This window comes from Azonexus hydrophilus (assembly GCF_001956855.1).
In the GTDB taxonomy this organism is placed as follows: Bacteria; Pseudomonadota; Gammaproteobacteria; order Burkholderiales; family Rhodocyclaceae; genus Azonexus; species Azonexus hydrophilus_A.
The window spans coordinates 84,002-95,268 of record NZ_MTHD01000006.1 but is presented as its reverse complement, the minus strand read 5'-3'; the positions used below and the strand labels follow the sequence as shown (position 1 = coordinate 95,268).

9 protein-coding genes are annotated in these 11,267 nt (G+C 61.3%); 4 read left to right on the top strand and 5 right to left on the bottom strand.

Translation table 11 applies throughout. From position 1 onward, the window contains the following. Window positions 1-2: 2 nt before the first annotated feature. Window positions 3-638 (bottom strand): histidine phosphatase family protein, encoded by a 636-nt coding sequence (locus BJN45_RS15740; protein WP_076097146.1) that lies wholly within the window; start codon window positions 636-638, stop codon window positions 3-5. 11 nt (window positions 639-649) lie between these two features. Next, the gene (locus BJN45_RS15735; protein ID WP_076096973.1) at window positions 650-1,795 is read right to left on the bottom strand and encodes a response regulator; all 1,146 of its coding nucleotides are present in this window, start codon (window positions 1,793-1,795) and stop codon (window positions 650-652) included. A 294-nt stretch (window positions 1,796-2,089) separates the two neighbouring features. Between BJN45_RS15735 and BJN45_RS15730 the strand changes: the two genes are divergently transcribed. Further along, window positions 2,090-2,926 carry an SIR2 family protein gene (locus tag BJN45_RS15730; RefSeq protein WP_076096971.1) on the top strand — a complete coding sequence of 279 codons (837 nt, stop codon included), beginning with the start codon at window positions 2,090-2,092 and terminating at the stop codon, window positions 2,924-2,926. A 4-nt stretch (window positions 2,927-2,930) separates the two neighbouring features. Here BJN45_RS15730 and BJN45_RS15725 read toward each other — a convergent pair whose 3' ends face one another. Genes BJN45_RS15725 through BJN45_RS15715 form a run of 3 tightly spaced genes read right to left on the bottom strand, consistent with a single transcriptional unit; the run spans window position 2,931 to window position 6,994 of the window. After that, window positions 2,931-5,333, bottom strand: a complete 2,403-nt coding sequence (locus BJN45_RS15725) for a putative bifunctional diguanylate cyclase/phosphodiesterase (protein ID WP_076096969.1) — start codon at window positions 5,331-5,333, stop codon at window positions 2,931-2,933. Between the two features lie 7 nt (window positions 5,334-5,340). Then, on the bottom strand, window positions 5,341-5,766 hold the full coding sequence (locus tag BJN45_RS15720; protein ID WP_076096967.1) for a hypothetical protein: 426 nt from the start codon (window positions 5,764-5,766) through the stop codon (window positions 5,341-5,343). A 7-nt stretch (window positions 5,767-5,773) separates the two neighbouring features. Further along, the gene (locus BJN45_RS15715) at window positions 5,774-6,994 is read right to left on the bottom strand and encodes a porin (protein WP_139326371.1); all 1,221 of its coding nucleotides are present in this window, start codon (window positions 6,992-6,994) and stop codon (window positions 5,774-5,776) included. Between the two features lie 233 nt (window positions 6,995-7,227). Between BJN45_RS15715 and BJN45_RS15710 the strand changes: the two genes are divergently transcribed. The 3 genes from BJN45_RS15710 to BJN45_RS15700 all read left to right on the top strand — a co-directional run bounded on the left by BJN45_RS15710 (window position 7,228) and on the right by BJN45_RS15700 (window position 11,262). Next, entirely contained in the window at window positions 7,228-7,785 is a 558-nt protein-coding gene (locus tag BJN45_RS15710) for a hypothetical protein (protein WP_076096963.1), read from the top strand. Next, a complete protein-coding gene (locus BJN45_RS15705; RefSeq protein WP_076096961.1) occupies window positions 7,785-8,168 on the top strand; it encodes a bacteriohemerythrin in 384 nt (127 codons plus the stop codon). Before BJN45_RS15710 ends, BJN45_RS15705 begins: the two co-directional genes overlap by 1 nt. A 97-nt stretch (window positions 8,169-8,265) precedes the next feature. Further along, window positions 8,266-11,262, top strand: a complete 2,997-nt coding sequence (locus BJN45_RS15700; protein WP_076096959.1) for a bifunctional diguanylate cyclase/phosphodiesterase — start codon at window positions 8,266-8,268, stop codon at window positions 11,260-11,262. Window positions 11,263-11,267: the final 5 nt, after the last annotated feature.

Sequence of the window (11,267 nt, the reverse complement as noted above, 5' to 3'; positions counted from 1 at the left end):
AGTCAGCGCAGCAATTCGGTCCACATTTCCGGACGGATGCTGGCAACGTATTCATAGCCGGCTTCGCCGCGCTGGGCGAAGATCACGACGGTACCTTCCGGTTTGACGAAAAAGCCGATGAGATCGGCAAGATTTGGCGCGTGGGCAATCAGCAGACGATTGCTGCCGGCTGGTAGCGGCTCGCGCAAAATCTTTTCCAGCGCTGTCAGGCGAGGTATTTTCTCTTCGCTGGTCATGTTGGCCGAATACATCAGCGGACTGCTGACGGTAAAGTTCTGGCCGAACATCAGTGTCGCCGATTCGCGTGTCCGGCACATCGGGCTGGCACGGACGTCACTCACGGGAATGCGAGCGCTGCGTATCTGCTTTCCGATATCGCGCATCAACTGGCGTCCTTTGCCGGACAGGACCCGTTGCGTCGAACAATCGTTCAGATCGACATGCGGGAAGCGGTCCGCACGACTGTTGTCGGTGTCGCCGTGGCGCACATAGAGTACATAGCCCCCCTGGCGCAATTGCTGCAGTGTTTCCCGGGTTGCCATCCTTTCGGTGAAGGCAGGGGGTGCTGCCGGCTTTTCCCCCTTGGCCATGAGCGGGGCCGAGATGAAGATGGCCAGCAGGAAGAGGCTGCAACGCATGCTTTTCCCGTTCACTGCCCTGGCTCCGGATGGTCGGCGAATTTGTCGGCAATGGCCGAGAAATCGTCGATCCGTTTGATGAAACAGTCCACGATGCGTGGATCGAAATGCTGGCCGCGTCCTGCCTTGATGATTTCGATGGTTTTTTCCAGCGGGAAGGCTTCCTTGTAATGCCGCTTGCAGATCAGGGCATCGAAAACGTCGGCCAGGGCCATCAGGCGGGCTGAAACCGGGATTTCCTCGCCACAGAGTCCGGCCGGATAGCCGCTGCCGTCCCACTTTTCATGATGGCCGCCGGCGATTTCGCGGGCGACTTCGAGAAAGCTCAGTGAATAGCGTTCGTTGTCTGTCGGCTGGTGTTTCGCCCGGTCACCGAGCACGCGGTTGATCGCCTCATCCAGGGCATCGGCACCGATGCTGGCGTGGGTTTTCATGATTTCGAATTCTTCGGCGGTCAGGCGTCCCGGCTTGAGCAGGATGCAGTCGGGGATGCCGACCTTGCCGATATCGTGCAACGGAGCCGCCTTGGCAATCAGGATCTGTTGTGCCGGCGCGAGTTGACCGGCAAAGCCGGGGTGCTCGGCCAGGTCGGCCATCAGGACCTCGATGTAACCACGGGTGCGCAGCAGGTGGTTGCCGGTTTCGTTGTCGCGTTTTTCGGCCAGCGTGGCCAGCGCATGCATGCCGACATCCTTGATCAGCTCGACTTCACGGGTGCGCCGGGTGACCCGTGCCTCGAGGATTTCGTTCTGTCGGGCGAGGTGATCGCGGCTGGCCTTCAGTTCCAGTTGCGTGCGGATTCTGGCCAGCAGGATGGCCGGCTTGATCGGTTTGGTCACGTAATCGACAGCGCCCATCTGCAGGCCGACGGCTTCGTCGTTGTCGGCGTCCATGGCGGTGACGAAAATGACCGGGATATCCCGGCTGGCTGGATTAGCCCGCAGTTGCTCTAGTGTCTGGTAGCCGTCCATGCCGGGCATCATGATGTCGAGCAGGATCAGTTCGGGGCGCGGCTCGCTACTTGCGACCTTCAGTGCGCGCTCGCCTGAATTGGCAACCCGGACGCGATACTCGCCGTCGAGAATGCCGCCAACGACTGCCAGATTGTCCGGCGTGTCGTCCACCACCAATATCGTGGGACGTTCTTTTGTCGTCATTGGACCAACCTTTCCTCCAGGATGTCGATGACAGAGTTTTATTGTATTTGTAGTATTTGTCAGTAAATCGTTTTTTTGCCTATATTGCACTTATGCCGTCGGTTTGTCTATTTCAAAAACACGATATCGCCAGAGCAGGCATGGATCCCGGGTGGGGGAAAATGTTCCATAACGGCTTGTCGGAAAGCTGACAGTGACGTCCTGGCTCGTCCCGGAGTGCCTGTTTCCGCAAGCCATGGCAACAGGCCTGGATTTTGCATTGACAGGGGCCACCCCAACTCAAGAGCAAAAAACATGACCCCCGAACTGCGTGCAAAACTGCTGGCCGGCCTCAAGGACGGCAGCATCGTTCCTTACCTTGGACCGGGTGTACTTGCCGATGTGAAGAACGTGGCGACCGGCGCTCTGATTCCCGCCGACAGCGATTCGCTGATCATCGCGATGAACGACGGCAAGCCGATGGCGCCCAAACTGATGTACGAATTTCCGCGTGCGGCGATGAATGTCGAACTCAAGCGTGGTCGGACGTCGGTGACCAAGTTCCTCAATCGCACCTACGGTGAAACGAAATGGACGCGGGCTGCGTTCCACGACTGGTTGCAGGCGATTTCGCCCGCTTACGTCATCGACATCAATCGCGATACGCAATTGCAGGCTTCCTACGCCGCAATCCCGCATAACCTGATCGTCGGTATTGCCCGGATTGCCGGAACGGCCTTCCGTTACAAGATTTTTGCCTGGGACGGCAGCGCTTACCAGCGCGCTGAAACCATCGATGTCAGCAAGCCCGTGCTGTTCAAGCCGATGGGTACGCCGCTGCCGGAAGGCGACTACATCGCCTCCGATGCCGACTACGTCGATTTCATCACCGAACTGATGGGCGGTTTCTCGATCCCGCCGGAGGTCAAGGAACTGCGCAAAGGCAAGCAGTACCTGCTGATGGGCATGCGCCTGAACCGCGACACCGAGCGCATGGTCATGGCCGACATGATCTACTCGGCGGCCGAGCCGGTTGGCTGGGTGTTCATTGCCGAACCGACGGCGAAGGAAAAGCGCTACTGCAAGAAGATCGGCCTGGAAATCATCGACGCCGACATCTTCGAGTTCATCGGCGCGGCGGTCGCAGCCTGATCCGCTATCGACCGTCGTCCGGCATGGCCAGGCGACGGTCGATGTCTTTTGCCGATTCGGCAAATTCGTCGGCCGGCATTGGTCGCGAGAGGAAATAGCCCTGGCCGTAATGGCAGCCCATGGCGCCCAGCATCTTCATTTGTGCAGCATTTTCCACGCCTTCTGCAACAACCTTCAGGCCCAGGCTGCGCGCCATGGCGATGATGGCTTCAACCAGTGAGTGCTCACTGTTTCCCGGCTGCATGTCCTGTACGAAAGCGCGGTCGATCTTCAGCGTATCGAGCGGAAAACGCTTCAGGTAGGAAAGCGACGAATAGCCGGTGCCGAAGTCGTCGAGATAGACGGGAATGCCGAGTTGCTGGACGGCATGCAGCCACGACTGGGCCTCGCTGATATTGTTGAGCAGGATGCCCTCGGTGATTTCCACCGCCAGTCGCCCGGGCTCGACGCCGTGGCGGGCCAGTGCATCGGCGATGGCGGCTGGTGGCAGCCCATGCGGTATCTGTCGCCCGGAAACATTGATCGACAGATAGTGCGTGCTGCCCGCTGCCTGCCAGGCGGCCAGCTGGGCGCAGGCGGTTTCCAGCACCCACAGGCCGATTTCGTTGATCAGGCCGGATTGCTCGACGATCGGGATGAAATGGTCCGGCGGGATCAGTCCGCGCTCCGGGTGGCGCCAGCGGATCAGCGCTTCGGCGCCGGCAACGCGGTGATTCGCCAGTTCGGCAATCGGCTGGTAATAGAGTACGAACTGCTGCTCGCGGACGGCCTGGCGCAAATCGTTTTCCATGTGCCGGCGCTGTTCTGCAGCTTCAGCCAGCGTCGGATCGAAGAATGCGGACTGGTTGCCACCGCTGGCCTTGGCCTTGTCGCAGGCCAGTTCGGCATGACGCAGCAGGCTGGGGGCATCGCTGCCGTCGCTGGGAAACAGCGTGATGCCGATACTCGCGGTGAGCTGTATCGGCGAACCGTCAATCAGGTAGGGCTGGCGCAGCGATCCGGTGAGGCGTTCGATGACCTTGTCGATGGTTTCATCGTCATTCAGGTTCTGCAGCATCACGGCAAAGATGTCGGCCGACAGACGGGCCAGTGTGTCGTTGCTCTTCACCGTCGCGCTCAGGCGCCCGGCAATGGCACGCAGTATCTCGTCGCCAGCGGGTACGCCGACGCCTTCGGTGATCAGCCTGAACTTGTCGAGATCGACATGGAGCAGCGTGAAGCCGCTTCCCGGATGCTGGTGATGTTGCCTGATCCGGCTCTGCAACTGCTGTTCCAGGCTGGCCCGGTTGGCCAGGCCGGTCAGTGGGTCGGTCATCGCCTGGCGGCGGGCCGCGGCTTCCGCTTCCTTCAGGGCGGAAACATCGTGGGCAACCCCCTGCAGGATGTCGTTGCCGACCGGGCTGAGCACCAGGTTGAGCCAGCGGTGCGCGTGCGCCGGCCGCAGCAGCAGGGCGTCCAGTGTGGCCGGCATTTTTGTCGCGAAGACGCCGGCAATCAATTCGCCGACGGCTTCGGGTTTTTCCCAGGATAGTGCGGTCAACTGCAGTTCACCGGCAAATTCCTCGGCGCCGGCGATGCCGAGAAGGCGGGCCAGGGCCGGGTTCCAGGAAGCGATCCGGCCGCCGCGTTCGACGATGAAGATGCCGCTTTCGGCGTTGTTGAAGATGGCGTGGTATTTCTGTTCGTCCAGTTCGCCCCGCAGGCGCAATGCGTGTTCCTCTTCCAGCGCCTGCACCAGGCGGGTGGCCAGGGCGTTGACGTCGCCGGCTAGGCGGCCGATTTCGGTATTGCCATGGCCGGGCGGGACCGGCAGGCGATCGCCTGCTGTCGGGTCCATCCGGTGCAGGTTGCGCGACATTGCGCTGATCGGATGAATGATGAAGGCCAGCAGCGTGACGACCATGGCGCCGGCGATCAGCGCCAGTTGCCAGGCCAGTTGCAGCGTGCGGTCGATGATGTCGTCGCGGATCCGGCCTTCGATGACCGCCGGGTCCGGGGTCAGATGTATGCGGCCGATCACGTCGCTTTCGATGAACGGCGAATGGATGGTGCGCATCAGACTGCCGCGCGGTTCGTTGCCTGAGATCGGGCTGGCGTTGCCACGCTGGACGTCGGCCAGGATCTGGCCATTCTCGTGGATGGTCACGCGCAGTACTTCGGTATTGCTCAGCAGGCCGCTGGCAACTTCCCGGGCGAGTTCGCGGTCCTTGACGAAACAGGCCACGCGCAGGGTGCTCTGCACGGTGTCCAGCAATTGTTCGAGACGCACCCGCGATTGCTGCTCGGCCTGTTCCCGGGCGATTTGCATGGTGTAGGCAACGGTGGCGATGCCGACCAGCACGAAGGCGAGGATGGTCACCAGGATCGAACGGAGCAGGATGCCGTCGCGGATGAACAGGTGTCTCATCGCTGCCTCACGGCGGAAACTCGAAGACGATGCGCAGCCGCGCGTCGACCTGGCTGCGTTCGAGATAGGCGATGGCGCCTGGGCGGGTCAGCAACTGCTGGATCACCTGTGTTTCACTGCTTGCCTGCAGCGGCGGCGTTGCCTTGCCGGAAAAGTGCAGGCGGCTCCAGTAGGCGTTGATGCTGGCCTGGTCTTTGTTGACCAGGCGCTGGTAAAACAAGGTGCGCAGCGGGCTGCCGGGAGGCTGGTCGATCGGCAGTGCCGGGGCACCGGACGGCAGGGCGCGGAAGCGCCCCATGAAGATATTGGTGACCTCTTCGTGGCTGAGCTTTTCCACGCCCAGGCGGGCGGGCACCACCACCACCGGGTCGGCCTGTGCACCGCTGCCTGTCAGCAGCGCCAGGATCAGGAGGGCGCAGGTTGCGGGCCGCATGCCTGGCTCAGAAGATGAAATCCAGCGCCAGACTGAAGAGGTTCATGCGGCCGTCCCAGTCGCGGTTGGCATTGCGCATCGGGAAGCGCGAATCGCGTTCCCCCCTGATCATGTCCAGTTGGGCTTTCAGTGCCATGTTCTGCATGAAATCCCAGCGTGCGCCGAGGCTGACGGTTGCCTGATCGGCGTGAGTCTGGTCAATGAAATCGCGGATGCCGGCAGCGATCAGCGGCGGCATGGGGGTGCTCAGTCTTGCCGAACTCGAACGGGTACGCGAATAACCCAGGTAGGGCGTGGTCTGGCCGATGCGGTAGGCGGCAATCAGGTAGCCGGAGGTGGTGTCTTCATAGGCCGAGGTGTCGTAGCGGATGTGGCTGATCTGGCCCTGGACCTGCAGACGCCCTTCGTCGTACGCGAAACCCAGCGAATCGTAGGTGCCATGGCGGCCGACGATCGACAATTCCGGCGCGGCGGCGAGGATGTCGATCGGAAAGCCGGCCTGGCGTGCGGCTTCATTGAGCGGTTGCTGATGCTTGAAACGGATTTGCGAGCGGCCGATACGGAATTGCCAGGGGCCATTGATGTAATCGAGGTGACCGCCAAACATGCGCGAGCCGCGCAGATCCCAGGTATAGGGTTTGACGAACGGCGTTTTTTCCCCAGCCCAGCCGGCAAAGACCTTGCCGCGCAGCAGGCCGGCGCCGGTGTCGGTGGTCATGCTGGCATCGATGCCATCGAAGAACGACACCACGATCGGGCCGAAGTAATCGGCAGAGGGACGGACCGCCAGATTGGCGTAACCGACCATCCGTGAATCGGCCTGCATGTAGAACTCGGTGCCCATGCGTCCGAGGCGCACGGTGAAATCCGGGGTCAGGTCATGGCGCAGGAAGGCCCAGTTCAGTTCGGGACGCCAGCTGCCGTCGTAGCGGTAACGGGCGATACCCTGGATGACGGCGGCGGTTCGGGCATTCAGCGTCAGGTTGGCCTGCAGGCCAAGCATCGAGTCAACCTTGCCGCTCCAGTGCTTGCCCAGTCCATCCGGTTGCGACAGGTCGCGGACGAATTCCGCGTCGGCATCGTCGGAGCGGGCGATGCCGACCGTACCGAAACCCTTGATCTGGAGTGCCGGCCACGGATTGCCCCCCGCTTGCGATTCGGCATGCGCCAGCGGCATTGCTGCCAGGGTGATTGCCATCAAGCGGAGAAGCCCGTCGCGGTAGTTCATGAGAGGCCGATCTGTTCGGTGTCTTGTTGTTTATTGATCTGGATTATGCGCTTTGTCTGAGGATTTTGTCGTCAGCCTGTCCTCGATCACGCCGACATTTCCTTTGTCCGGAAACCGACAATCCGGCCAGGAATTCTGCGGTCGACCCGCATTTTTGCTGGGTTTTCAGTACGGCAAGGAAATTGCTAGACCCGGGTACGAACAATATTTCTACTCAGGGAAGGAAAAGCAAAATGCTGATGGATCGTTACGAATCGCTCTTTTTCAACGCCAACTTCAAGGAAGCCGCCAGCGACGCCGGCTGGGTCGCCTATCGTGGCGAACTGGTTCTGAAGGAAGGTGAAGTGGCGGATGCGCATGGACGTCGCAAGCCGCCGCAGGAAGTCATGAAGCAGGCCATCCTGCTGACCGCCGGCGACGAACTGAAGCTGCTCTCCGGTTCGCTCGACGAACTGCAGTATTTCCCGGCCCTGCTCGACAAGTACGGCGCCGACATCAAGCCCGGTACCAGCGTCGTGCTGTATACGGTCAACATCGACAATCCCTTCGTTTCCATGGTCAATGGCGCTCCGGTCATCTTCATCCCGATGGTTCAGGGCATGGTGTGGAACGAACTGTGTGACATCGTCGCGCTGGACAAGGGTGACTTCAAGGGCATGAGCGCTGCCGACAAGGTGCTGACGCTGTACAAGGCCCTGAAGGACAACAAGTTCAAGTATCCCGAAGTGGCGATCGCAGAGGCGTTGACCAAGACCAACGCCAACAAGCGCGAAAACCACGGCGCCATCTGATGCCATGGGATGAGCGTTATTCGCTCGGGGTGGCGGACATGGACGCCACCCACCGGGAATTCGTCGCCATGGCCGATGCCCTGCTGGTGGCGTCCGATGACGAATTTCCCGGGTTGTTCGCACAATTGCGCGAACACACCCGTTTGCATTTCGAGCATGAGGGCCGATTGATGAAGGCCTGCCGCTTTCCGGCCATCGGCGAGCACAACAGCGAGCATTTGCGTGTGCTTGGCGAACTGGCACATTTCGGCCGCAGCGTCGCCGCCGGTCGTCTGACCCTGGCGCGTGACTATGTCAGGGCATTGCCCGACTGGTTCGCCACCCATCTGGCGACCATGGATGCCGCGCTGGCGGCGCGACTGAAGGGCGCGCAACAAGCCTGACAAAAATCCCCGCTACGCCTCCTTTGATGACGTTTGGGCGGAATTCTGCATGCTAAACTGCAAAAAATAGCAACTTCTATAGATTGCAGGGGGGCAGATGGCGGCGAAGTGGTCATGGCGTTTCGGGGCGTTCTTCGTCACGGCGGTTTTTCTCGGACTCTTCGGCTGGGTCGGACTGGATCTGCACCAGTCGCGCGAGCGGGAACTGCAGGCGGCTGAACAGCTGGGCGGAACCTTGACCAAATTGCTCGAAGGGCATTTCCATGGTTCGGTTCGCCAGATCGACCACTATCTTTCCGACTTTGTCGAACGCTTCCAGTACGCGGTGGCCGAGCGCCAGCCACGCCCCGTCGTGGAATCTGTGTTGCAGCGCTACATGATGCATTTCCCCGAAACGCACAGTTTTCGGGTGGCTGATCCGGAAGGCCGCTATCTCTACGATGCCAGCGGCGTCCTGGCTGACGTCAATATTGCCGATCGTCCTTATTTCATCCGTCTGCGTGATGATCCGGATGCCGGGCTGGTGGTTTCTTCGCCCATCGTTTCCCGCGTTACCGGCGATGTGGTGATCGCTTTCGCCCGGCGCCTCGAGGATCGTGACGGGCGCTTTGCCGGCGTCGTGCTGGGGACGCTGCGTGCCGACTATTTCGAGCGCTACTACCAGGCGCTGGATGTCGGACGTAATGGTGCCGTTGCCTTGTGGAGCCGGGATCTCCAACTCTTTGCCCGATGGCCTCGCATTCCGGGCCAGCAGGTGCGGCGCCTGGACAACAGCGTGATCCCGGACCGCCTGCTGGCCGGTGAAACAGCCGGCAGCTTCCGTCGTCCCGGGGAACTCGATGGTGAATCGAGGGTATTCGTCTACCGCGAAGTCGAAGGCTTTCCGTTCATCTTCACCGTCGGGCTGGCCGAGCAGGACGTCCTGCGGGAGTGGCAACGCCGCGCAATGATCTACGGTGTCCTTGGCCTGGTCCTGCTGGTCGCGCTGATCGCCTTGATGCGTTCGTGGAGCCGTGGCTACCGCCAGGCCGAAGCGCTGGCCGAAAAGATGAGCCGGGCGTTTGCCGAAAAATCCCGCGAGTCCCGGGCTCTGCTCGACTCGATTCCCGATCCCGCGTGGTTGCTCGACAACGACGGACGTTTTCTGGCAGTCAACGAAGCCTTTTGTCGCTACCGCGGCTTGGCGATGGACCGGATTGTCGGCAGTACGGGCGATGATCTTTTTTCTCCCGAGGAAGCGAAGCGCCTGCGTGAAGGGCAGCTTGAGGTCTATCGCAAGGGGGCACCGGTGCGCCAGCTGGTCTGGCTGCAACTGAAGGGGCAGTCGCGTCCCTTCGAGTTCCTGCGTGTACCGGTCTATGGCGATGCCGGGGAGGCACGCGGTCTGGCCGGCGTCGCCTGGGACATGAGTGAGCGTTTCGAGGCGGAAGAGCGGCAGCGGCTGATCACGCACTTTTTTGACCATGCCAGCGATGCCGTGCTGATTCTCGACAAGGAGCGCCGGGTGCTGACGCTGAATCAGGCCGTCACGACGATGAGCGGCTATGAACTGGCCGATATGCAGGGGCGTTTGCCGCGTTTCATTGTCGAGAGTTTCGAGGATGCCGCGACGCTGGAGGCGATCGTGCATGTGCTGGAGGAGCAGGGGCGCTGGCAGGGCGAGTTGAGAGCAACGCGCAAGGACGGCACTCCGTTGCCGATCAGCTGCAATATCAGCGCAATTCGCAACGATGCCGGTGAAGTGGTCAACTGGTCGGTATTCGTCGCCGACCTGAGCGAGCGCAAGGCGGCCGAAGCCCGCATCGAGTCGCTGACGCATTTCGATCAACTGACGGAGTTGCCGAATCGCCAGGGCTTTGCCCGGCTGATGGGCGAATGGCTGGCAGCCGGCAGGCAGGGAGTCCTGATCGTCATCGATCTTGACGACCAGCTCAGTCGGATCAACGATGCCTTCGGCCACGCTGCCGGTGATGCCGTGTTGCGCCGGATGGGCGTGCGACTGAGCCGTTCGCTGCGCGACGGCGACGCGCTCGGGCGCCTGGGCGGCGACCAGTTCGGTGTGCTGGTGCTGCAGGGCGGCAATCCAAAAACCGGTGAAGTGGTTGCCCGCAAGTTGCTGGACAACCTCGCCCGCCCGGTTGCCATCGAAGGCAGCGATGTCGTCCTCACCGCCTGTGCCGGCATCTGTTGCCTGTTCGAGGATGGTGGCGATGTCGCCACGCTGCTGCGCAATGCCGATGCCGCCTTGCACCATGCTAGGTCCTCGACCGGCCAGAACCGTTTCCGTTTCTTCGCGGCCGACATGAACGTGCGCATGGCCGAGCGTTTGCGTCTGGAGAGCGATTTGCGCGGTGCGCTGACCCGTGGCGAACTGGAACTGCATTATCAGCCGCAGGTCGATCTGGATAGCGGCGAGATCGTCGGTTTCGAAAGCCTGTTGCGCTGGTTCCATCCGGAACTCGGCATGGTTTCCCCGGTGAAGTTCATCCCGATTGCCGAGGAAAGCCGGCTGATCCTGCCGATTGGCGTCTGGGTCCTGGAGGAGGCCTGCCGGCAGAACAAGGCCTGGCAGGATGCCGGCATGCCGCCGAAAGTGATGGCGGTCAACCTGTCCGCCGTGCAGTTTCACGGTGTCGATGTGGTGGCGATGGTGAAGAATGCGCTCGACATGTCCGGGCTGGCAGCCCGTTATCTGGAGCTGGAAATCACCGAGAGTGTCATCGTCGAGGACCCCGAGCGGGTCATCCAGCTGATGCAGGCGCTGAAGGCGATCGGTGTCAGCCTGTCGATCGACGATTTCGGGACCGGCTATTCAAGCCTGTCGTACCTGAAGCGTTTCCCGATCGACAAGATCAAGATCGACCGCGCCTTCGTCCGCGATCTCGAACGCAACAGCAACGATGCAGCCATCGTGCGCATGGTCATCGGCATTGCCAGCGAACTCGAACACAAGGTCATTGCCGAGGGCGTCGAAACCGTGGAGCAGCTGGAATTCCTGAAGCGCCACAACTGCAACGAGTACCAGGGCTTCTACTGCAGTCCCGCGGTGCCGGCCGAGCGCATTCCCGAACTGGTTGCAGCCCGCCAGCGCTGAAGGAT

Bases quoted from the DNA above. Each gene is read 5' to 3' on its own strand.
- BJN45_RS15740 (WP_076097146.1), bottom strand. From the start codon at position 638: ATGCGTTGCAGCCTCTTCCTGCTGGCCATCTTCATCTCGGCCCCGCTC.
- BJN45_RS15735 (WP_076096973.1), bottom strand. From the start codon at position 1,795: ATGACGACAAAAGAACGTCCCACGATATTGGTGGTGGACGACACGCCG.
- BJN45_RS15730 (WP_076096971.1), top strand. From the start codon at position 2,090: ATGACCCCCGAACTGCGTGCAAAACTGCTGGCCGGCCTCAAGGACGGC.
- BJN45_RS15725 (WP_076096969.1), bottom strand. From the start codon at position 5,333: ATGAGACACCTGTTCATCCGCGACGGCATCCTGCTCCGTTCGATCCTG.
- BJN45_RS15720 (WP_076096967.1), bottom strand. From the start codon at position 5,766: ATGCGGCCCGCAACCTGCGCCCTCCTGATCCTGGCGCTGCTGACAGGC.
- BJN45_RS15715 (WP_139326371.1), bottom strand. From the start codon at position 6,994: ATGAACTACCGCGACGGGCTTCTCCGCTTGATGGCAATCACCCTGGCA.
- BJN45_RS15710 (WP_076096963.1), top strand. From the start codon at position 7,228: ATGCTGATGGATCGTTACGAATCGCTCTTTTTCAACGCCAACTTCAAG.
- BJN45_RS15705 (WP_076096961.1), top strand. From the start codon at position 7,785: ATGCCATGGGATGAGCGTTATTCGCTCGGGGTGGCGGACATGGACGCC.
- BJN45_RS15700 (WP_076096959.1), top strand. From the start codon at position 8,266: ATGGCGGCGAAGTGGTCATGGCGTTTCGGGGCGTTCTTCGTCACGGCG.